Source organism: Atopobium sp. oral taxon 199 str. F0494 (assembly GCF_000411555.1).
Classification (GTDB): domain Bacteria; phylum Actinomycetota; class Coriobacteriia; order Coriobacteriales; family Atopobiaceae; genus Lancefieldella.
In genome coordinates this window covers 300,559-321,690 of the sequence record NZ_KE150487.1, presented here as the reverse complement: position 1 = coordinate 321,690, position 21,132 = coordinate 300,559, and the positions used below count along the sequence as shown (strand labels likewise).

Here is a 21,132-nt window from a genome sequence, read left to right as displayed (position 1 = left end):
GCAACACTTCATTTCGTACTGATACTGAACCGGTTGGACCGATATATGGAGTAGTAAATTACTATTGAAACTTGCTCCAACCAAAGGATATAGCTCTGATAACATGATATGTGAAGGATTTCTAGACGCTTACCTAAAAACCTAGAGAAAAATCTAAAGAGCAAGCCTCTCTGCCACTGTGATAGGTGCGATGTTTCAGCGGAGGAGTTTGTGGAAAACTTCGGTATTGCCGCAAGGATAGAATCAAAGAACCATTCGACTGATCAAATTTGAGCGAGCGCTGAGGGGAACTTTGACACACCCTCCAAAGGAAGGAGACCAAAAAATTACTCGTACCTTATTTGTGTAAAAATTATTAGTTTGCAAAATTCTAGTAGAAATGTGTTAAGAATGTATTAAGTCTTTTGGTAAGATTATTTTGGTTATTTTAGTGAGAGTGTTTAGATTGGGGAACTGAATCTGATGGAACAGATTGCTTGGGGTAGTGGGCGATCAACCAGTTTTTAGTCTTTGATCATATGGCATAGAGTGATGGAGGCCAGGATGAGTCTACGATATAGAGCGTGTTTTACTGCTCTGTGGGGAGTAATTATTGGAGTAGTACTACTTGTGGGTTTCCTTGTAGTGCCACCGATACCCGTTTTGGCGGATGAACCTCCTGTTCACACCAAAACTCTTACCCCTAATGGAGACGGCTCCTATACTCTTACGCTTAGTGTAAAAGGTAGGTCTCAAATAAGTACAGAAAAGACGCGTGCGAACGTTATTGTCGTATTTGATAAATCGAATAGCATGAATAATAAGCACAAAAAGGAGACGCGTCTTAAGGTGGCAAAAGAGGCGGTAAACGCATTAGCGGATGAGCTAATGCAGAACAATACTATTGATGATCCTAGCCGTATTCAAATGTCATTGGTAACGTTTGAATCAATTGCATATAAGGAAAGATTTGGTGGGAGTCTCTGGACATCAGATTTAAATGCGTTTCAACAGGCGGTAGATGACATTGAAACACCCCATGATGCAGGATTGCCAAAGTATCATGGAGGAACTAACTGGGAAGATGCATTAAAGGCTGCAAATGAAGTGGCTCAAAGCAGCGATGGTGACCCTACATATGTCATTTTTGTATCTGATGGAAACCCTACATTTTATAATGGCACTAAACATAATTACACAAAGACAGCGAGTGGTCACTATCTTCTTGGAACCGGTCATGATGAGGGGAAAGAGGGAAAGAAGAACGTTCAAGAGTGTTTTGGACCAGCAACAGATGACGCGCGTAATGTAGTTACTTCTGGAAATACTTTTTACGCTATAGGTACATTTGGCGATGTTGATCGTATGCGAGATCTTGTAGATTATGCGTATGACGGACAGCAGACCGATAATTACTATTTTGATGCAAAAGATCAAGAAGGCATCGTCAATGCTTTTAGTTCTATTGTTGCTGACATTACGCATAAGTCCTACTACAGAGACGTTAAGATAAAAGACACTCTTACTGATATGGTTTCAGCAACGAATATTGATGGTCAGGTAACTACTTTCAAATATACTAAAACCAGTGCTAATGGGGTTACAACCGATTGGTCAGAAGCTCCGAAGGCGAAGTTAAGTGGCGATACCGTCACATGGGATCTTTCAAGTATTAGTCAGCTTGAAAATAACGTAATCTATTCAGTAAGCTTTACAGTTACTCCCACACAAAAGGCACTAGATTCTGTAGCAGCTGCTGCTAATGGTAATGGTCTAGATGAGAATGTTCTTGATAATGGAGACGGCACGTACTCAGTCTATTCCAATACGTCTGCGACGTTAGAGTATATTAGACAAAAAACGGTTAATGGTGTTGTTACCGATCAGGAACATGGGATGTCGCCTTACGAGCGTCCTACGATGAAAGTTCCATTGTCTCAAGTTAAAGTTGAAAAGAAATGGTCAGGTGATGATATTTCTGACCATGCCAGCAAGACCATTACCGTGCAGCTTAAAAGGACTATGACCATAAACGGTGTAGAAATCACTAAGGACTATGGAGATCCAATCACGTTAGATGCTGGTAATGATTGGTCGAAGGATATTGTTGTACCCGGAGGTCTTGAGGGAGATACCACCTGGTCAGTCGATGAAATAAGCCCGATTGAAGGATATGATACTTCATATAGTTCGCCAGTTATATATAGTTCGTATAGGTCAGGGAATATTAATGGTAGTACTGACGGTGTAAATACCATTACTAATACTCTGAAAACGTATGATATTATTATGTACAAGACTTCAAGTACTGATGGAAATGCGAAAACACCTCTTGCTGGTGCAGAGTTTACGGTTTTTGCTGAAGATGGAGAGACGATAGTCGCGCCTGCTATTGCCACTGATAATGACGGTAAAGCAAAGTTTTCTGATCTTAAGCCAGGTACATATATCATTCGTGAGACAAAGGTTCCTGCCGGTTATCAAAAACTTGATAATGACTTGAGGCTTGTAATTGATACTTCTGGGAATGCTACGTTAAATGGACTACCTATCAGCTCCGATCATCAGGGAGAAAATGGTAGCAGTGGTTATTGGTTCCAAATTGATGTGGATAACCGCGTGTTAGGTGCGCTTCCATATGCAGGTGGCGTAGGGAACATACCTTTTGTTGGTGCGGGAATCATGTTCATAGTATTTGCGGTAGGGTTTGTTCTGTACTGCATATACCGCAAGTCGTTTGTATCAGTTGCTCACTAAAGGTGCAGTTGATGGCTAAAGTAAGTTTGATCATGACTGAAAATCAGTCGCGAAAGGAGTAGAAAATGATCAAAAAAGGGTTTAGACAGAAGGTGCTAACAGGCATTGCTGCGGCAGCGCTTGCTCTTTCAATGGTGCCAGTTGGCATGGCATCAGCAGAACCGGGGAGTAAGTACGCTTCTGATATCACTCTCAAGAATGTTGACAGTGGAGCTACTGTTACCGCCTACCAAATTGTCGACGCAGTTGTTGATTCTAATAATAACTTAACGTATAAGTATGCAAACGGAATCGATGGCAATACGTATTCAGCGCTCCAATCAAATTCTGCTGAAATGAAGGCTGCGGTGGGTAAAATTGCAACGGATATTGCTGGCGGAAGTGTTACTCCCCTTGACGTAAAAACTGTAACGGCAGCCGGCGGCGCAGTTACATTCTCTGGTCTTGATGACGGCGAATGGCTATTTGTCGTTACTAATGCTGATGGATCGACAAAGGTTTATCAGAATACCGTTGTTAATAATACGCCTAAGTCTTCTGGGTTGACTTATGTTGCAAATCCACAGACAGTTGATATTAAAGCTGAGGATGGCCCCCAGCCAGATAAGACGGTCGGTGAAAGTAATGCTCACGAAACCAGTGAGTACCAGGTTGGCGACCTAGTTCCATTTACCATTACTGCTGCGGTTCCGAATTATCCTTCCAACTACACGAATCCGACTTTTACTTTTAAAGATGCTCCTAACGACGGTCTTATTGATCAGACTGACACTATTGAAGTGAAAGCTAACGGCAACCCTGTTGCGGCTTCTGAGTACACAGTTGCCGCTAATGGCAATGGCTTTACGCTTTCATTTAAGTCTGATTTTATTAAGACCCATCTCGGTCAAACCATCACGGTGGCATATAAGGCAAAACTTACGAGCGCTGCTTTCAAAACTGCTTCTGATGGAACAAAGAATTCCCTTACGCTTGACTACAGCAATAGCCCCACAACCACTCATACGAGTGATCCTATTAAAGATAAAGTGAACACTTATGGCTTCTACTTCCAAAAGGTTGACAAAGACAGTCACCCGCTTCAGGGGGCCGAGTTTACGCTCTATAATGAAGACGGCACAGAAGCCATTAAAGACGAGAATGGCGATGTGCTTAAGTCGACTGCAGACGCTAATGGTTATGTCTGGTTTGAGGATCTTGCTGATGGAAAGACGTATACAGTAAAGGAAACAAAGGTTCCCGCCGGGAAGCAAGCAGTTGCCGATTTTAAAGTAACCATTAAAGCTGCTTCTGCAACGCTTGATAACCCTGCTACAACCGGTATCGCCGAAGCAAACTACCAAAAGTATACAAATGACAATACTGTTGTCGACCCCGATCAGGGTGTTCTTCCTATAACGGGTGGTGCAGGTACGCTTGCTCTTACTGTTGCTGGTGTTGTTATGATTGCCGGTAGTGCTATGATTGTCGCGAGTTCTCGTAAAAAGATTAGTAAGTAATTGATTACAAGAGAGTAATTGTTGGTTAACGGTAAACATTATAGGAAGATCGAAGAAGAGGGAGTAGTGATTCCCTCTTCTTCTTTGCTAAAATACGAAAGTAAAGCACCGAAGTCGCTTCAGCGCGATGCTTGTAAATGTTGTAGGCATATTCCTCAATCCCTTACAATTGCAATTATTATAGCGATGTTGCTGTTTTTGTTTGGTGTTGGGTTGATTGCTTATCCCTATGCCAGCAGTTGGCTAAATCAAATTGAGCAGAATAAAGTTGTAAAAAATCAAGAAGAGGCAGTATCCAATATTTCTAAAGAAGATCTTTCTGCTCACATGGATGCGGCGCAAGATTATAACAAACGCTTACAGGCGGGTAGGGTTCTCGTCACTGATCCATTTGATCCCAGTATCACACAAACTTCTAATGAAGAATATGAGTCGCTCCTAAATATTTCAGATGACGGCGTGATGGGGCAGATTATCATTCCGAGCATTAACGTTAGTATGCCAATATATCATGATGTGACCGGAAAGGGCATGGATCACGGTGTAGGACACATGCCTACAACTTCGCTTCCCGTGGGCGGTGAATCGACACATTGTGTTCTAGCAGGCCATACTGGCCTGCCTTCAGCCAAAGTTTTTGATAATCTTGATCAACTTAAGGAAGGTGACTGGTTTATTATTAAAGTGTTAGGAGAAGACCACGCATACCGTGTGACCTCTGTTGAAACAGTACTTCCTGAAGAAACAGGGAGTCTTACAATAGTTGAAGGGAAGGATCAGGTGACATTAGTTACCTGCACTCCCTATGGCGTTAATACGCACCGCCTCTTGGTGCACGCTGAAAGGTGCGATGTTCCGGAAGAATGGAATGAAAAAAGAGATACTTCTATGCCTCCTGAATCACGTCTGTATTTTGAAACTCCTCTATTTATTCTAACATTGGTTGGTCTAGTAATAGGAATTAGTTTAATTATAGGTTTGATTTTTATCCGAAGGAGATATAAAAAGAAGGAATAAAGGGGGGCTAAGGTATTTTTTAGAGCCCAACATGATGTTTGAGTACTTAAATTCAAGTAATTTATGTAGTTTTAAATTGGAGCTTGTAAACAGAAGCTGCAAGGTATAATAACTACAGGCTTATTCTGGTTAGCCAGAAAAGGAAAAGGAGGAAAGAATGAGATCTGCTTCTAAGGGTATTCTGGGGAAGATTGGCTGTCTTTTTGCAGCAGTCGTTTTGGTATTTTCCCTGGTACCGGTCAAGGCATTTGCAGCGCCTACAAGCGTTAACGATGTTGCTGATAGCGAAATCACCATTAAGGGTCTTGAGAGCGGTGACGTAGTAAGTGCGTATCAGATCGCTGACGCAGATATTGATGCTGCTAACAACCTGACCTACAAGATGGCTGACGGTCTTCCGTCCGAGTACGACACAATCGATAAGATTGCTGCTGTTGCTACTGATGGCTATACTTTTACTCAGGGCTCTGATATGCAGAACGCTACTGCGGCTATCGCAAATGCTCTAACCTCAAAACCTGCATATACAACTGCTACTGCAGGTGCTGATGGTACTGCTAAGCTGACGCTCGGCAGCGGCTACTATCTTGTCCGTGTTACTACTACAAGTGGTAAAACTCGTGTGTACCAGAATATGGTGGTCGACGTTTCCCCCAAGGTTGAAAATGGTACCTATAAGTCCCGCGACGTTGCTCCTATTGATGTCAAGAAGACTGATGTAACTGTTAAGAAGACCGTTGGTTCTGAGTATAAGGAGTCTACTGACCAGTACAGTGTTGGTGACAGTGTCCCCTTCAAGGTCAATACCGCTATCCCTAACTATCCGAAGGACTCTAAAAATGCCACGTTCACGATTGGTGATAAGCCGACCAAGGGCCTTAAAATCAAGACTGATACCATCAAAATCAACGGCCAAAAGGCAGAGTCTGGTGCTGACTATACGTTAACAGCAGCTGAGGATGGCTACACGATTGAGTATAAGAAGGACTATATCCTTGCTAACCCTGGCAAGGCGATTGAAGTTACTTATGAAGCAGAACTTACTTCTGAAGCTTTCTCTCATAGTGCAGACGATGTGACTGGCAACACCGCCACCGTTACATTCAATCCCAATCCTTATGATTCAGCGACGGTTACTCCTGGCAGCACGACTAAGGTGAAAACCTACGGTTACGTCTTTAAGAAGACTGACCCTGAGGGTAATCCTCTTAAGGGCGCTACCTTCACTCTTACCCTTCCCAACGGTAAGGTTTTGACTTCTGTTTCCAATGATAAGGGTTATGTTTACTTCTCCGGTCTCGCTGCTGGGCACTACAAGATTTCTGAAACTGGCGTTCCTACTGGCTATACTAAGGTTAACGACATTGAGTTTGATCTCGATGAGACTACCGCTACTGCTGATAACCCAGCAACAGATGGTGTAATCGAGAACAATTTCCTCGTTAATTCTCAGAATGTAGTCGACAACAAGCAGCCTGCTCTTCCTATTACCGGCGATGCGGGCACCTTTACTCTTACGGCAGCAGGAACTGTTCTTCTCGCTGCTGGCGTATTTGCAATCGTTCGTTCAAGGAAGCAGCGCGCTTAAGTAAGCAGAGCTTGTTTCAATCATGGCTTATGCAAAACATATGAAGCATGGCAGTGAAGCAGGAGAATCATCAGATTCTCCTGCTTCTGTTACTGTGTCCGGTAGAAGGAAAGTATCAGTGCCTCAAGTATCCGGTATACAGATGTCCGGAACTCAGTTAAATGTTGAAAATATAAAGAAAAAGAAACGTTCCCAGATTTGGCTGATTTTATCTATTATTGCTTTAGTAGCAGGTCTTGCACTTATATCTTATCCATTTGTAAGTGATTGGCTTAATCAGCAAGCCCAAAATGAAGTGAGTGCGACTCAAGAAAAAACTGTAACAGCAATGAAAAAAGAGGATCTTTCTTCTGAAAAAGAGAAAGCAATAGCCTTTAATAAACATCTTCGTGATGGTAGCTCAAAAGTCATTGACCCATTTGACAGTAAAGATACGATGCCTGGAAACGAAGAATACAAGGAAGTCCTCAATGTTGCCGGAGACGGTACCATGGGTGAGCTGATAATACCAAAAATTAGTGTTGATCTCCCCATTTATCATTTTACAACTGATAAAGTGCTTCAGCATGGTGTTGGGCATGTTGTGAACACGTCAGTTCCTATCGGTGGAGAATCAACTCACTGTGTCCTTGCGGGACATACCGGATTACCAACTGCTCGCATTTTTGATAAGCTGAATGAACTGAGCGTAAATGATTGGTTCATTGTTCGTGTGCTTGGTGAAGATCACGCATATAGAGTAACTTCAACCGAGGTTGTTCTTCCTGAAGAAGTAAATAGTCTCTCAATCGAACCTGGAAAAGACCAAGTTACTCTCGTAACTTGTACACCATATGGCGTTAATACCCATCGTTTGCTCGTGCACGCAGAGCGCTGTGAAGTCCCTGCGGAATGGGAGTCTTCAAAGAAGCTGGTCAATCGTTCTGTTGAACCGCTTGCCGATTTGCCTAGGCATATGGTGTTTTATTCAATTGCTGGCATACTGGTTACAATAAGTATTATTTTAGGCATAGTTTTTGCAGTGAAGTTCCATAAGAAGAGGAGCAACAGATCCCATAAAAGATAATATGAATAGAGATAAATAATGAATTAACAATCGTTCATATTGCCATACATGCAATATGAACGATTGTAATATTGCGGCGATGTTGAATTTATTGCATAAAAAGCATTCTACCTGCCAGATAGTGCATCTTGGGCGCATGCTGAGCTATTCGCATTCAGTTTGCTTATGCTAGAGATGCCTTAAGGCGAGGCGGCAACAGGCAGAATCGATTGTTTGGACGAAAGATGGAGATTCGTGTCGTAGAGGAAAAGGGTCGTTCGCAGATAGAGGTGACTATCCTGAGCGGGTCGGATGACTGGCGCGTTGCCGGAATTGTTCGCCAGCTGCAGATGGCTGACGGCAAAATTTCGGGGTACGTTCCCGGAACCATCAAGCGGCGCATAGTGTTTCTCGCCGATGTAGCGTGGATTGAAACGAGCGAGAACGCATCACTGATTCATCTTGCAACTGGTGAAACGCTTGAAAGCGACAGTCGCCTGCATGAGCTTGAAGCGGCCCTGAAAGAAACGGAGTTTGTCCGTACTTCTCGACAGGAATTGGTCAATTTGGACCATGTTACAGGGATTAGTCCCGCGGGATCCGGACGCATGCTTCTTTCTCTTGGTGAGAAGAACCTGGTTGCCTCAAGAAAATATGCGGCAGGCATTAAAAAGCGCATTGGCCTCAGGTAGGTGCCTCGGGGCAAAGGTAGCCAGCCGCGCGAGGCATTATGCGCGAGGGCGGGCAGTCACGAGGTGATTGGGGCACTAGGCCGCAGGGTGTTCGAGTATGTTTCAAATTCAAAACGTCCCAAGAGAAGGGGATACCATGGAACTTAAACAGTCGCAGGGCATGCAGAACATTGAGCAGACCGCCAATCAAGAGTTTGGCGGTGGCGCCAACAAAACGATGGGCGAGACGGCGCGGAAAGGTCTTGTTATAGGAGCGTTTTACTTTACGATGGTTTCACTTGTGTACTTTGTGGTGATGCTGCTTGGTGACTTTGGCGACAGACAGGAAAGTATCCTTGTTCTGACGCTCATTGGCGCGGGAGCAGGAGCGGGGCTGTTTCAGCAGGTTTGGTTTAATTACCAACCGTTTATCCTGCGCTTTAGCTATTTCAAACGGTATCTGGGATTTAACGTCTGCATGTTTTCCGTGTTAGTGATAATGGCGCTCATCGGAGGCTGGTTACCCGGCATCCCTGAGGCATGGGTTTCGTTTGTAGGGTCATATCTTGTGATTCTTCTGGTGATGACCATCCTCTTTAACTGGCGTTTCAAACGTGAGAATAGAGAATATCAAATGGCGTTCAAAAAGTATCAGGACGCTCGGCGCTGATGAGGGTACACTTCTTTCAAGTAACAGAAGGAGGCCTCATGGGAGCAGAAGCCGAGAAGGAAAACCCAACAGAACCTAAGGCGAGGAATTCGACAGAAACTGCAAAGGAAACCCTAGCGGCAAAAGAAGAGCGAGAAACCCCTTCGGTCCGACCGTCTCAACAGGCTGGAGCGTACCAATCGACTACCGCCCTCGTTCTTGAGGGCGGCAGCTTTCGGGGCATTTTTACCGCCGGCGTATTGGATGTCTTGCTTGAACATGGCATTGCCGACTTCGACAGCGTGTGGGGAACCTCTGCGGGCGCCATCAATGCAGTGAGTTTCAAATCCCGTCAGATCGGTCGTGCCATGCGCGTGATCTTGGCATTCCGGGACGATCGCAGGTTCATGTCGTTCTGGTCGCTGGCCACTACGGGAAATATTGCCGGCAGCGAATTCATGTACGAAGAGATACAAAATCATCTGGACCCATGCGATTCTGAGGCATTCAACTCAAATCCTCTGCAAATGTATGCCGTAGCTTCTGACGTTACCTTTGGGACCCCCGCGTACCTGCACGTACGATCTCTGCCTGAGGATATCTGGAAAGTTCAGGCCTCGGCTTCGATGCCGTTGGTATCAAGGACGGTCGAGCAGGAGGGACGCCGCTATTTGGACGGCGGCACCACCGATTCCATTCCCTTTGCTCCTGCGCTCGGACTTTCGGGAGCGCGAATCCCCGAGGATCACATGCCGTCAAAACGAGCAGTGGTGATTGTGACGCAAGACCGTGAATACCTCAAGGGCACCGCAAACGAGCAAATGGCCATTCGCTCACATCGCTATGACGCTTTCCCGTATTATCTCGACGCGCTTGAGACGCGTGCGAAAAGATACAACGCCTGCAGGGAGCAGCTCTGGCAGCTGGAGCGAGAAGGACGGTGCCTGGTGCTAGCCCCTCCCGAGCCGGTAGAGGTGAAGGTAAACGAACGCTCGGGCGAGGCGCTTTTGACGCTTTATCTGCAAGGGCGTGGACAGGCGGAAAAGCGGATTGAAGAGATCCGCTCCTTTGTCGCGGATGGCGTTAGGTAAGGCGCTTGAGCTGCACCTTTTCAAGAAGCGAATCCACAACGGAGCGTGGAGCGGCTTGCGTACCGGATTCCATGACGTTGGCGGCGCCAGTTGCCATAGCGAGGCGCAGCGTGTCCTCAATGGAAAGTCCTTTATCCTCGGCATAGGCAAAAGCCGCCACTACCGAATCTCCCGCTCCAACGGTGCTTCCTACCGGCACGCGTACAGGATATGCGTACCATGCCTGATCTTTGGCAACATAGACGGCGCCATTGCCTCCCATAGAGATGCAAACGGTGCTGGGACCCTCTGCGACAAGGGCTGCCGCGGCGTCGGCTATATCGTCAACGGTATCAAGTCTGCGGCCTACGAGTTCAGAAAGTTCATGATCGTTGGGTTTGGTGTAATAGGGCTTCTCGGCAAGGCCGGCCTGGAGGGCAGCGCCGTCAGCGTCCAAAAAGACTTTCAGTCCCGCTTCGCGCAGGCGGCGCGTCCAGCGACCGTAGGTATCTATGGAAGCCCCGCGCGGGAGACTGCCGGAGAGCACTACGATGTCTCCCGCGGAGGTCATGCCCGCAAGTTCGTCGAGAATGGAAGTGAGCTGTTCATCGCGCACCTCAGGTCCCGGTTCGTTGATGTCGGTATTGGTGTGACTGACAGCGTCAACTACCTTGAGATTGGTTCGCGTCTGTCCACCGGCGTCGAAGGCATGGACTTTGATGTTCTGCTCGCTAAGAGAGCGCTCAATCCAGGTGCCTGTAGTGCCGCCAAGAAGAGCGACAGCAGCAGAAGTTCCACCCAGCTGAGCTATAACCTTGGATACGTTGATGCCCTTGCCTCCCGCATCCTGACGGATATCGGTGATACGGTTGACTTGGTCAATGGTAAAATGCGGAATTTGGACGGTCTTATCGAGTGCGGGGTTTAACGTAACGGTATAAATCATCAGCAACCTCCGATGAGTGGGATACTACTGATAATACTCGGTTTGCTGAAGAACGTATATAAAATTCCTCGTGATATTGCCGTGCAAGTGGAGTATACTTTTAAGGCTTTTCCACAGAGCCCCGTAATCTCTGATAAAAGCAGCGGTAGCTTGTCCAGAAGCTGCCATTTTGTACATTCGTAGGAGGAGTCTAGTGAAGAAGTCGACTCAGTTCGCCAAGGCTGGCGAAGTCGAGCGCAAGTGGGTGCTCATCGACGCTGAGGGCGCTACGCTCGGCCGTCTGGCCACGAAGGCAGCAATGATCCTTCGCGGAAAGAACAAGCCGCAGTATACCCCTAACGCCGATACTGGTGACTTTGTAGTTATCATCAACGCCGAGAAGGTCATCCTTACCGGTACTAAGGCTGATTACAAAGAGTACTGGCGTCACTCTGGCTATCTTGGAGGTCTCAAGCTTGAGTCTTTCAAGGAAGCTATGGAGAAGCATCCTGAGCGTGTCATTGAGCACGCCGTTAAGGGCATGCTCCCCAAGACCACTCTCGGTCGCAAGCAGGGCATGAAGCTCAAGGTGTATACCGGAGCCAATCATCCGCATGCTGCACAGAATCCCGTTAAGATCGAGCTGGAGGGCTAAACGATGGCTGAAAATACTGCAGTTTATACTGGCACCGGTCGTCGTAAAGAGGCCGTGGCTCGTGTTCGTCTTATTCCCGGTACCGGCAAGGTAGTGGTCAATGGTCGTGAGGCAGCCATCTATTTTGGTCGCCAGCAGCTCGTTGACAATGCCGTAGCGCCTCTGCGCGTTACCGATACCCTTGGTCATTTTGATGTTTTCGCAAATTGTGATGGCGGCGGCATCAACGGTCAGGCTGGTGCGCTTCGTCTGGGCATCGCCCGCGCGCTCCTTGAGGCCGGCGAGTACCGTGAGGATCTCAAGAAGGCTGGTTACCTCACCCGCGATTCCCGTGCGGTCGAGCGTAAGAAGTACGGCCTGAAGAAGGCACGCAAGCGTCCGCAGTTCTCGAAGCGCTAACGTTTCAGGACGTATCCGAGCGCAAGGTGCATTGGCGCAAGGAATGCGGACACGCGAGAACCAAAGCACACAAGGGTCTGTCGATTTTACGACAGACCCTTTTTCTTGTTGGCTGCACTTTGATTTCACCTAAAATATTAGTATTGCCGCGCATGCGCAGGCGTGCGAGGCGAGAAGAACATCCAATCGTCCGCATTGCGCGGACCTATGACATACGATATACGACATATGCAAGGAGCTGCTATGAAGTACTTTGGCACTGATGGATTTCGAGGCCGTGCGAACGAAGGCCTCAACGTTGACCACGCGTACAAGATTGGCCGCTTCATCGGGTGGTACTACGGGCTTCGTCAGGGTCATCGCGCCCGCGTGATTTTGGGAAAAGACACTCGCCGCTCCAGCTATATGTTTGAGTCGGCACTCGTCTCTGGTCTTGTGGCTTCGGGCGCTGACGCGTATATCCTTCATGTTATTCCGACGCCCGGAGTAAGTTATGAGGTGGTCGACGGCGCCTTTGACTGCGGCATCATGATTACCGCTTCTCACAATCCCTTCACGGACAACGGCATTAAGCTTGTGAATAAAGATGGCTATAAGATGGAGGAGGATGTACTCCAGCAAGTTGAGGATTACATCGACGGCACCTTTGAGGTTCCTCTCGCCACAGGCGAACAGATCGGCTGCACCATCGACTATATGCAGGGACGCAATCGCTATATCTCCAGTCTTATCGCCTCGTGCGGCTTCAGCCTTCAGGGCATGAAAATCGGGCTTGACTGCGCTAACGGCGCGGCTTCAAGCGTTGCTCGTCCTGTTTTTGACGCGCTCGGCGCGGAGACACACGTTATCAACAACGCTCCCAACGGCCTTAACATTAACGTGGACTCTGGTTCCACCCATATTGACCAGCTGCAGCGCTTTGTAGTGCAAAACGGCCTTGATGTCGGTTTTGCCTACGACGGCGATGCCGACCGCTGTCTGGCCGTTGATGAACGCGGCCACGTGGTCGACGGCGACCTTATCTTGTATGTGTGTGGCTGCTATCTCAATAAGTACGGCCGCCTGGCAAAGCAGACGGTTGTCACCACGGTTATGAGCAACTTCGGGCTGTTCAAGGCCTTCGAGGACGCGGGTCTTTCCTACGCGAAAACCGACGTGGGCGATAAGAACGTCTACGCCTGCATGAATGAGCACGAGTACAGCCTGGGCGGCGAGCAGTCCGGCCATATCATCTTTGGCGATTTGGAAAAGACCGGTGACGGCATTATGACCAGCCTTCGCATTATGGAAGTTCTTCGCGCCGAACGCGAGAAACTCTCAGAGCTGGCTCGTCCTGTCCGCCTGTACCCGCAGCAGTTGCTCAATGTCCGGGTTACCGACAAGAACGCCGCCATGGAGTCCGCCGACGTAAAGAAGGCAGTTGAAGCTGCCGAGAAGTACCTCGAGGGCGATGGTCGTGTTCTGGTGAGGGCATCGGGCACCGAGCCGCTGGTGCGCGTACTTGCGGAGGCTTCCTCCGAAAAGCTTTGCCAGGAAGCCAATGAAATTGTTTTGAAGGCGCTTGAACCCTTCAAGTTGACGGCGTAAGCGCGGGTAACGTATGGCTCTTGCAGGAATTGGCGTTGATATGCTGGAGATTGCGCGCATGCAGCGGGCGATTGATGGCCATCCTCACTTTATCAGGCGTGTGTTTACGGAGGAGGAGCGTCTCTATTGCGAGCATACGGCGCATCCCGCCGAGCACTATGCCGCCCGCTTTGCCGCTCGCGAAGCTGTGCTGAAGGCGTTGGGGCTGGGATTTGGCGCGGGTGTCGGGTTCTCTGACGTTTCGGTTACGCTGGATGATACAGGCCGTCCGAGGGTTCTTCTCGCCGGACGAGCGGCTGAGGTGGCGCGCGAGCAGGGAGTTCGTGAGGTAGCTCTTTCAATCTCGCATACCCGCTCTGTTGCGGTGGCAAATGCAGTTACCGTGACGGACGCGGTGAAACCAAAAATTGACGAGAAAGAAGACGCAGCTCAAGCGCTTGTGGCCTCATTTAAAGAGGCGCGTTCTGTGATAGATGAGCTTGAGCGTGTGCAAGAAACTATAATAGACACCATGAAACAGCAGTCTGAGGAGTAGAACATGCAGCCTGTTCTGAACGTTGAGGATATTAAGCGCGTTGAGGTCTCGCTTACTCGTACAGGGGTGAGCGTTTCTGAGCTGATGCATCGCGCCGGCTATGCGGCCGCCCAGGAAGTTCTGAATCTTGGAGGAACCATCGATAACGTGGTGGTGCTTGCCGGCATGGGCAACAACGGCGGCGACGGCTGGGTGGCTGCTGAGGCGCTGCGTTCGCGAAGCGTTAACGTCAAGGTCATTACTCCCATTGAGCCGGATCAAATATCAGGCGATCTTGCGCGCCAAACTGCGCAGCGCGCGGTTCGCTCCGGCGTATCAGTGCTGGTCGGCCCATCAAAGACGGAACTTGCGGACTTGCTTTCCACCGCTGACGCCGTCCTTGACTGCATGTTGGGAACCGGTTTTCACGGAAAAGTCCGCGCTCCCTTTGACATTTGGATTGAGACGCTCAATGAGTCCGGCGCCCGCGTGCTTGCGGTGGACGTGCCGTCGGGTCTTGACTCCCAGACCGGCCACGCCGAAAGCGCCTGTGTTATAGCGGATATGACGGTCACGATGATAGCCCTTAAACCAGGCCTTTTGGCGGATGCGGGCCGTGACGTATGCGGCTCCATTGTGGTCGCACCGCTTGCCGAGCAAACCGAGCGTCTTGTAGTGGACGCGGATCCCGTAGCGTGGCGTACTGATTTGGAAGACTATCTGGACAGCTTGCCTGCGCAGCAAAACGACGTGGACAAGTTCTCGCGTGGATCTGTGCTTGTGGTGGGAGGCTCTTCTCGCTTCCCGGGTGCCGCGGTTATGGCGGCGCGCTCCGCCGCTCGCGCGGGCGCCGGTTATGTGACCCTTGCGGTTCCGGAAGCCATTTTACCTACGGTGCAGATTCAATGCCCGGAGATTCCCGCGGTCGGTCTGCCTTGTGATGAGGAGGGCATGCTTACCGAAGACGCGGTTCCTCTCGTAAGCGAGCTTGCCGGCATGCGAACGGTCACGCTTGTTGGCCCGGGTATGCGGGTTTCCGGCGGTACGGTTGCTGTAACATCGGCTCTTATCGATTCCAGCCTGCCGCTTATTGTTGACGCTGATGCGCTCAACTGCATCGCACGTCTGACGTCCCATAATCTTCCCGATTTTCCCGAGGTCACAAGGCGTTCAGCGCCGCTTATCCTGACGCCGCATCGCCGTGAGCTTGGCCGCTTGGTAGGCAGGATTGACAATCCGCCCGCAAGCCTGGTAGAGCAGCTTGACGCCGCTCGCAAGATCATTTGGGCTGACGGTGGCTCTGAGCTCGTCGTTGTTGCTAAAAGCACGGCGACCGCCTGCGTTGGTGTTCAGAAGGCCGTACTACCCAAGCCCGGCTTCGCAACGCTTGCGACTGCCGGTTCGGGCGATGTTCTTGCAGGCGTTCTCGCGGGGCGTTTGGCTCTGGCTGGAGGAGTCGCTGACGATCTTCCAACGTTTTGCTCGCTTGCCTGCGAGGTGCACGCCTATGCGGGACAGCTGGCGGTGGAGAAATTCGGCACACGTGGCGTTATGGCGTCCGATATTTCCGAGGCGGTCGGCCTCGCGGCGGACGCTCTTGAAGAGCAAATCTCATTTCCTGTGGAAACGATGACGGAGTAGCAAAGATGGCGCTTCCAAATAACAGGTGGGCATGGGTCGAGATAGATCTCAGCGCGCTCAAGCACAATGCGAAGGCGTTTCAGGCGCAGATGGCGCGCGGTGTGAAGCTGATGGCCATCGTCAAGGCCGATGCTTACGGTCACGGAGCCGTTGCGTGCGCTAAGGCTTTGCGCCAGGCGGGCGCCCATCAATTTGGGGTCGCCACAGTTGACGAAGGTATCGCCCTGCGCCAGGCGGGCATTGAAGATCCCATTTTGGTGCTCAGCCAGCCGCCTCTGGAGAGCATTGCTGACCTGGTCACATTTGACTTGATGCCCGCGATATACGAGGTTGATTTCGCACTCGAATACGGGGAGGCGTCCTCTGCGGCCGGCAAGGTCGGCCAGTATCATCTTGCCCTTGATACCGGCATGACTCGCATCGGCGTGCGGCGAGAAGAAGCTCTTGAGGTTCGGCGCGCCATCGATTTCCATCGTGGTCTTGCATGCGCCGGTACGTTCACGCATTTTGCCACCGCTGACTTGCTCGATGACTGGGATTTCGCCTTGCAGGTGAATCGCTTTACCGAGGCGGTTTCGATACTGCATGAAGCCGGACTTGAAACCGGTTTGATACATGCCGACAATACCCCCGGCACCATCCTTCATCCCGACATTCAGTTTGATATGTGCCGGGTGGGCATTGGCCTGTACGGTCTTCATCCTGCGGAAAACACCGTGCCGCGCATTGCTCTTGAGCCCGTGATGAGCGTGCGGGGACGCGTGTCGCGCGCGGTCTATCCCAACGTCGGCGATGGAGTGGGGTATGGACTGACCTGGCGGGTTCCGCGGAAGAACGTCCAGGTGGCAACAGTGCCTATCGGTTATGCCGATGGTCTCGCGCGCTGCCTTTCTAATCGCATGGATGTGCTGGTAGATGGCATGCGCGTGCGACAGGTGGGCAACATTTGCATGGATCAGTTCATGTTTGCCGTTGATGTCAACAGAACGCGTTCTTATCGACCCGGATACGAGGTCAGCGTAGGTGATATGGTGACTATCATGGGCGCTGACGGCGATGAGTTTATTTCCGCGGAAGAGATTGCTGAGCTTTGTAATACCATCAACTACGAGGTCGTATGCGATTTTGGAATGCGCCTCGATAAAGTTTACCTTTAGTGCACTGTACGCGGAGCAACGCGGCGAGCGCGGCGCGGGAGCGAGCGTGGGGCCGTTTGCCTAAGAACTATGGTTGGTTGAAAAGATGCCCGAGAATTCATCTCAACACATTCCGTCCATTACGCTCGAAGAAATCCGAGCCCAGATGAGAGATTGTCGCCTTTGTCAGCTATGCGAGGGTCGCAATACCATCGTGTTTGGGGACGGAAATCCTCATGCGCGCGTGATGTTTATCGGCGAGGGACCCGGCAGAAACGAAGATCTTGGCGGAAGACCGTTTATCGGCGCGGCGGGCAAGAAACTTGACGGCTACCTTGCAGCGGCGGGCCTTTCTCGCGACGATATTTTCATCACCAACGTGGTCAAGTGCCGGCCACCCTCAAATAGAAACCCTCGTCCTGAAGAGATTGAGGCGTGCGCTCCGTACCTGCGCAATCAGGTTCGTGCTATCTGGCCGGACGCGATTGTATGCCTGGGTAATTTTGCGTCGCAATTTATTTTGCGTACCGAGAAGGGCGTGACGTCGCTGCGAGGCCGCCTGTACCAGACGGGTCATTTCGTTGTATTACCAACGTTCCACCCCGCGGCTACTATCTACCATCCGGACTGGGGAACGCTGCTTGCCGATGACCTGCGTCTTCTGGGCGGATGGCTCCGCGAACACCCGCAAGGGGAGGTCGTGCATGAGTAAGCTTCCTCGTATGGTTAGCCCCGGCGTCTTTGTTTCTTCTTCCGCGGCCGAGACCATTGCTCTTGGCGAGAAGTGCGGAAAACTCCTTGCAGCTGGCGATGTGCTGGTGCTGACAGGAGATCTTGGAGCAGGAAAGACGCAGTTCACGAAGGGTATCGCGCAGGGTATGGGTATTGCCGCTGATGTGACGAGCCCTACCTTTACTATTGAGATGGTGTATGAGGGCGGCGCGATGCCGCTCTACCATTTTGATTTGTATCGCCTGAATGATTCCAGCCAGCTTGAAGATACCGGCCTTTTTGATGCCATTGGATCTGACGGTCCCACCGTTATTGAGTGGGGTGAGCAGTTTGCCGACGATATTGGTGATGAACGTGTTGACGTGTTCATTTCCCGTCTTGAGGGAGGCGCTGTCGATAGCAGCGTCAGTGATGGTAGCGCTGGTGGCGACGTTGATGGCAACAGTGAGCCTCAGCGAGAGATCCGCTTTGTTGTGCATGATTCCCGCGGTCAGCAGTTGGTTGAATCGTTTTTATATGAGGACACCAAACAATGAAACGTATACGCGTGAGCGCCTCATCATTGCAATGCGATGAGTCTTCGCTGGTAACATTGTGTGCCAAGCCAAATTTTTACCTGGGTGAAGAAATTGATTTTCAGTTTGATTGGACAAAATGCGACTTTATTTCAATTAGCCAGATTGTGGCTTTAGCGATTTTTGTAAAGCGATTTAATCTTAAGGATTGCATTGACAGTAATGGTATAAAGGAAAATGTTCGACAGTATATATCCCGAATGGATTTCTTTAAGTATGTGGGATTACAACAGATCGAAGATTTTAATCGTCATGCTGAAAAGAACAGATTTCTTCCCTTATTAGTAATTCAAGATGATTTTGATATCAATTCTTTAGTCAATAGGTTGATGGATATTATCGTTTCAAAGCTTGAAGTACAAGATAGCGTCAAAAGTGCCATCGATTATTCAATTGGTGAGATTTTGGATAATGTAGAAATGCATGCGCAATCAAAGATAGGCGGTTTATTGGGCGCACAATACTTTCCCAATTTGGGATTTTTGGAAGTTTGCGTTGCTGATGGTGGCATAGGCATTGATTCAAGCATGAAGGAGAATCAGATATATGCAAAGCTATCCTCCGAAGATAGGATGGCTAAAGCATTTGAACGAAAAACAGGCCAGTGGATAGGAAAAGAAGATTACGGAAGTGAGAAGGTAAGTGGAGGAGTAGGACTTTCAGTTCTCTCAAATTTTGTAAGAGCTGCTAACGGGAATCTTTTAGCTATAGCAAATGAATCTTCTATAAAAATCGATAGGCAGCGGGGCATACAAAAAGTACCTAACCTTTATTTTCCAGGCACCATAATCTCATTTAGAATACCCGTAGATAGAACTATCGACATTCAAACGAATGATCTTCTCCCTGATGAAGCAAAAGGCTCATTTAGATATAATTCGAAAGACGCAATATATTCAGAAAAGTCACAAGAAGGACCTCTTTGGTAACGAATTAGATATTTTTGTGTGTACATCTAATTTTGCTATATGATAATGTTCGTTACAGAGGGGAGAGTTTTATGGTTATACATATGAATACTTTTGGCACCTCTTTAGTAACGCGCTCGGCAGGAAGAAGCGCCTTCAGTCAGATTTCTCAAGCTTTTGATAGTAGCTCTCAAGATGTAGTCACGTTCGATTTTGAGGGCGTGAATACTATAACGAGTTCTTTTGCTGATGAAGTTTTTGGCAGATTAGCTTATGAGCTTGGATTTAATGAGCTAAGGAGAAGGACTACCTTTACTCATATTTCTACTTTTTGGGCGACGATTGTCAGAAGTGCAATTGACGCAAGAAGTCTTGAGAAGGTCGCTCCGCTCGGCAGGAGTTAGCGTTAATTAAAAGAGCAGATGAAACCCCGCTCGCAGCATTGGGAGTGGGGTTTTCTTTGAGCCGAATCAAAAGATTAAATGAAAGCACCGCTTCAGTTATTCTGGGGAATCTGATATATACGCCAGCATACATACGTCACTATAGACGCCTCATTACACGTTATTTGAAACAATTTTATCAGACAGGCGGTGGGTGGCGAAAAGCGTGCGCACCCTGATAAAGCCTGTTGAAATGACAAACTAGCAGCGATAAATCGTCCGCGAACGGTCTGGAAAGAGGCATGAGCGAAAAATACGTCATGCTTTTTAGTCAGATGGTGAAACAAATTAGTCATACAAGGCTCAAAATTACAGTGAGCTAGTAAGATGCTAGTAAAAGGAGGCCGTATGCGGGGAGTGCGCTTACATCTGGAAGAGTACCGTCAACATGCCAGCTCGGCGGAGTGTGACATCATTGACTACATCCTTTCCAATTCCCGAGAAGCGGCTGGTAAGTCGATTCATGAACTTGCGGATCAGACATATACCTCCGCGTCAACGGTAGTCCGTCTCTGCAAAAAACTCGGATGCGCCGGATACAGAGAATTTCAGCAGGCCTTAGTGTACGAGCTCGCGGTAAGCGACAAGAGTAATGATATTGCTGTGAGCGGTGTTATCGCAGGCGACTCAACCGAGAACGTTATCGAAAAGGTAACATCCAGAAATATCGCGTCGCTTGAGCTGACCAAGCAGCTTTTGGACGCGGATACGATTGATGAAGTGGTGTCGCTTATGATGGAGGCGCGCTCTATCTGCCTCTTTGGCGTAGGTGCGTCGCTTCTCGTGGCTCATGACTTGCAGCTTAAACTCATGCGCCTGAATATCGCTTGCAATCTTTGCGATGACTTGCACTCGCAGCTGCTCTATGCGAAGAACACGGGGCGAGAAGATCTTGCCCTCGTAATCAGCTACTCGGGACTCACGCGCGAAATGCTTGAGTGCGCCTGGATTGTAAAGGCGAATGGAGCCAAACTGGTAGCGATTACCAGAAGCGGTGTGGATTCGGAACTTGCGCGCCGCGCTGATTTTGTTCTTGGGGTTGCAGAAACGGAGCATGTGCTGAGAAGTGGCGCCATGTCGTCAAGAATCGCCCAGCTCAACGTTATCGATACCCTTTTTGTCGCCTATGTGAATCGTAATTACGAGAAGAGCGTCAGGCGCTTCTCGTCAAACTATATCGAGAAGTCAACGGCGCCTTCCAATAAGGCTTCAGCAGCTTCCGCTCCAGAATCCGATACCGTCGCAGCTGATGCGGATGCCGCAATCGGCGCAAACGCCACAACGAGCGCAAACGCCGCGGCCGGCGAAGACGCCGCAACGTTAGAAGGTACATAGAGAGAGT

20 protein-coding genes are annotated in these 21,132 nt (G+C 49.2%); 19 read left to right on the top strand and 1 reads right to left on the bottom strand.

The features are described 5' to 3' along the window. Nucleotides 1-609 precede the first annotated feature (609 nt). From HMPREF1527_RS07410 to HMPREF1527_RS07375, 8 genes are all read left to right on the top strand, one after another. The gene (locus tag HMPREF1527_RS07410; protein WP_198009264.1) at nt 610-2,736 is read left to right on the top strand and encodes a SpaA isopeptide-forming pilin-related protein; all 2,127 of its coding nucleotides are present in this window, start codon (nt 610-612) and stop codon (nt 2,734-2,736) included. Between the two features lie 65 nt (nt 2,737-2,801). Continuing rightward, on the top strand, nt 2,802-4,235 hold the full coding sequence (locus HMPREF1527_RS07405; RefSeq protein WP_016478081.1) for a SpaH/EbpB family LPXTG-anchored major pilin: 1,434 nt from the start codon (nt 2,802-2,804) through the stop codon (nt 4,233-4,235). A 21-nt stretch (nt 4,236-4,256) separates the two neighbouring features. Next, on the top strand, nt 4,257-5,252 hold the full coding sequence (locus HMPREF1527_RS07400) for a class C sortase (RefSeq protein WP_198009263.1): 996 nt from the start codon (nt 4,257-4,259) through the stop codon (nt 5,250-5,252). Between the two features lie 157 nt (nt 5,253-5,409). After that, on the top strand, nt 5,410-6,840 hold the full coding sequence (locus HMPREF1527_RS07395; RefSeq protein WP_016478079.1) for an isopeptide-forming domain-containing fimbrial protein: 1,431 nt from the start codon (nt 5,410-5,412) through the stop codon (nt 6,838-6,840). Between the two features lie 22 nt (nt 6,841-6,862). Next, nucleotides 6,863-7,906: a class C sortase gene (locus tag HMPREF1527_RS07390; RefSeq protein ID WP_016478078.1), complete on the top strand. Its 1,044-nt coding sequence runs from the start codon at nt 6,863-6,865 to the stop codon at nt 7,904-7,906. Between the two features lie 224 nt (nt 7,907-8,130). Beyond that, complete coding sequence (locus HMPREF1527_RS07385; protein ID WP_016478077.1) at nt 8,131-8,577, top strand: LytTR family DNA-binding domain-containing protein; 447 nt, start codon at nt 8,131-8,133, stop codon at nt 8,575-8,577. Nucleotides 8,578-8,713: 136 nt separating this feature from the next. Continuing rightward, nucleotides 8,714-9,226 (top strand): hypothetical protein, encoded by a 513-nt coding sequence (locus HMPREF1527_RS07380; protein WP_016478076.1) that lies wholly within the window; start codon nt 8,714-8,716, stop codon nt 9,224-9,226. Nucleotides 9,227-9,264: 38 nt separating this feature from the next. Next, entirely contained in the window at nt 9,265-10,296 is a 1,032-nt protein-coding gene (locus tag HMPREF1527_RS07375; RefSeq protein ID WP_016478075.1) for a patatin family protein, read from the top strand. Here HMPREF1527_RS07375 and pfkB read toward each other — a convergent pair. After that, entirely contained in the window at nt 10,289-11,221 is a 933-nt protein-coding gene (pfkB, locus tag HMPREF1527_RS07370; protein WP_016478074.1) for a 1-phosphofructokinase, read from the bottom strand. The genes HMPREF1527_RS07375 and pfkB overlap by 8 nt on opposite strands. A gap of 193 nt (nt 11,222-11,414) precedes the next feature. Between pfkB and rplM the strand changes: the two genes are divergently transcribed. From rplM to HMPREF1527_RS07315, 11 genes are all read left to right on the top strand, one after another. After that, complete coding sequence (rplM, locus tag HMPREF1527_RS07365) at nt 11,415-11,855, top strand: 50S ribosomal protein L13 (RefSeq protein WP_016478073.1); 441 nt, start codon at nt 11,415-11,417, stop codon at nt 11,853-11,855. Between the two features lie 3 nt (nt 11,856-11,858). Then, entirely contained in the window at nt 11,859-12,254 is a 396-nt protein-coding gene (gene rpsI / locus HMPREF1527_RS07360; RefSeq protein WP_016478072.1) for a 30S ribosomal protein S9, read from the top strand. Nucleotides 12,255-12,497: 243 nt separating this feature from the next. Then, nucleotides 12,498-13,841, top strand: a complete 1,344-nt coding sequence (gene glmM / locus HMPREF1527_RS07355) for a phosphoglucosamine mutase (protein ID WP_016478071.1) — start codon at nt 12,498-12,500, stop codon at nt 13,839-13,841. A gap of 13 nt (nt 13,842-13,854) precedes the next feature. Further along, nucleotides 13,855-14,376 carry a holo-ACP synthase gene (gene acpS / locus HMPREF1527_RS07350; protein ID WP_016478070.1) on the top strand — a complete coding sequence of 174 codons (522 nt, stop codon included), beginning with the start codon at nt 13,855-13,857 and terminating at the stop codon, nt 14,374-14,376. Nucleotides 14,377-14,379: 3 nt separating this feature from the next. Continuing rightward, nucleotides 14,380-15,996: a bifunctional ADP-dependent NAD(P)H-hydrate dehydratase/NAD(P)H-hydrate epimerase gene (locus HMPREF1527_RS07345; protein WP_016478069.1), complete on the top strand. Its 1,617-nt coding sequence runs from the start codon at nt 14,380-14,382 to the stop codon at nt 15,994-15,996. 5 nt (nt 15,997-16,001) lie between these two features. Continuing rightward, on the top strand, nt 16,002-17,153 hold the full coding sequence (gene alr / locus HMPREF1527_RS07340; protein ID WP_016478068.1) for an alanine racemase: 1,152 nt from the start codon (nt 16,002-16,004) through the stop codon (nt 17,151-17,153). 85 nt (nt 17,154-17,238) lie between these two features. Then, nucleotides 17,239-17,844, top strand: a complete 606-nt coding sequence (locus tag HMPREF1527_RS07335) for a uracil-DNA glycosylase family protein (protein ID WP_016478067.1) — start codon at nt 17,239-17,241, stop codon at nt 17,842-17,844. Then, nucleotides 17,837-18,400, top strand: a complete 564-nt coding sequence (gene tsaE, locus HMPREF1527_RS07330; protein WP_016478066.1) for a tRNA (adenosine(37)-N6)-threonylcarbamoyltransferase complex ATPase subunit type 1 TsaE — start codon at nt 17,837-17,839, stop codon at nt 18,398-18,400. Before HMPREF1527_RS07335 ends, tsaE begins: the two co-directional genes overlap by 8 nt. Beyond that, nucleotides 18,397-19,368: an ATP-binding protein gene (locus tag HMPREF1527_RS07325; RefSeq protein WP_016478065.1), complete on the top strand. Its 972-nt coding sequence runs from the start codon at nt 18,397-18,399 to the stop codon at nt 19,366-19,368. The genes tsaE and HMPREF1527_RS07325 overlap by 4 nt, the downstream gene beginning before the upstream one ends. Nucleotides 19,369-19,451: 83 nt before the next feature. Then, nucleotides 19,452-19,751 carry an STAS-like domain-containing protein gene (locus tag HMPREF1527_RS07320; RefSeq protein ID WP_198009262.1) on the top strand — a complete coding sequence of 100 codons (300 nt, stop codon included), beginning with the start codon at nt 19,452-19,454 and terminating at the stop codon, nt 19,749-19,751. Between the two features lie 387 nt (nt 19,752-20,138). Next, the gene (locus tag HMPREF1527_RS07315) at nt 20,139-21,125 is read left to right on the top strand and encodes a MurR/RpiR family transcriptional regulator (RefSeq protein ID WP_016478063.1); all 987 of its coding nucleotides are present in this window, start codon (nt 20,139-20,141) and stop codon (nt 21,123-21,125) included. The last annotated feature ends 7 nt before the right edge of the window (nt 21,126-21,132 follow it).

What these genes read in the sequence shown, in the direction of transcription:
- HMPREF1527_RS07320 (WP_198009262.1), top strand. Translation starts at nt 19,452, where the DNA reads ATGAATACTTTTGGCACCTCTTTAGTAACGCGCTCGGCAGGAAGAAGC.
- HMPREF1527_RS07390 (WP_016478078.1), top strand. Translation starts at nt 6,863, where the DNA reads ATGGCTTATGCAAAACATATGAAGCATGGCAGTGAAGCAGGAGAATCA.
- rpsI (WP_016478072.1), top strand. Translation starts at nt 11,859, where the DNA reads ATGGCTGAAAATACTGCAGTTTATACTGGCACCGGTCGTCGTAAAGAG.
- pfkB (WP_016478074.1), bottom strand. Translation starts at nt 11,221, where the DNA reads ATGATTTATACCGTTACGTTAAACCCCGCACTCGATAAGACCGTCCAA.
- glmM (WP_016478071.1), top strand. Translation starts at nt 12,498, where the DNA reads ATGAAGTACTTTGGCACTGATGGATTTCGAGGCCGTGCGAACGAAGGC.
- HMPREF1527_RS07325 (WP_016478065.1), top strand. Translation starts at nt 18,397, where the DNA reads ATGAAACGTATACGCGTGAGCGCCTCATCATTGCAATGCGATGAGTCT.
- alr (WP_016478068.1), top strand. Translation starts at nt 16,002, where the DNA reads ATGGCGCTTCCAAATAACAGGTGGGCATGGGTCGAGATAGATCTCAGC.
- tsaE (WP_016478066.1), top strand. Translation starts at nt 17,837, where the DNA reads ATGAGTAAGCTTCCTCGTATGGTTAGCCCCGGCGTCTTTGTTTCTTCT.
- HMPREF1527_RS07375 (WP_016478075.1), top strand. Translation starts at nt 9,265, where the DNA reads ATGGGAGCAGAAGCCGAGAAGGAAAACCCAACAGAACCTAAGGCGAGG.
- HMPREF1527_RS07385 (WP_016478077.1), top strand. Translation starts at nt 8,131, where the DNA reads ATGGAGATTCGTGTCGTAGAGGAAAAGGGTCGTTCGCAGATAGAGGTG.
- HMPREF1527_RS07335 (WP_016478067.1), top strand. Translation starts at nt 17,239, where the DNA reads ATGCCCGAGAATTCATCTCAACACATTCCGTCCATTACGCTCGAAGAA.
- HMPREF1527_RS07380 (WP_016478076.1), top strand. Translation starts at nt 8,714, where the DNA reads ATGGAACTTAAACAGTCGCAGGGCATGCAGAACATTGAGCAGACCGCC.
- HMPREF1527_RS07315 (WP_016478063.1), top strand. Translation starts at nt 20,139, where the DNA reads ATGCGGGGAGTGCGCTTACATCTGGAAGAGTACCGTCAACATGCCAGC.
- acpS (WP_016478070.1), top strand. Translation starts at nt 13,855, where the DNA reads ATGGCTCTTGCAGGAATTGGCGTTGATATGCTGGAGATTGCGCGCATG.
- HMPREF1527_RS07345 (WP_016478069.1), top strand. Translation starts at nt 14,380, where the DNA reads ATGCAGCCTGTTCTGAACGTTGAGGATATTAAGCGCGTTGAGGTCTCG.
- HMPREF1527_RS07405 (WP_016478081.1), top strand. Translation starts at nt 2,802, where the DNA reads ATGATCAAAAAAGGGTTTAGACAGAAGGTGCTAACAGGCATTGCTGCG.
- HMPREF1527_RS07395 (WP_016478079.1), top strand. Translation starts at nt 5,410, where the DNA reads ATGAGATCTGCTTCTAAGGGTATTCTGGGGAAGATTGGCTGTCTTTTT.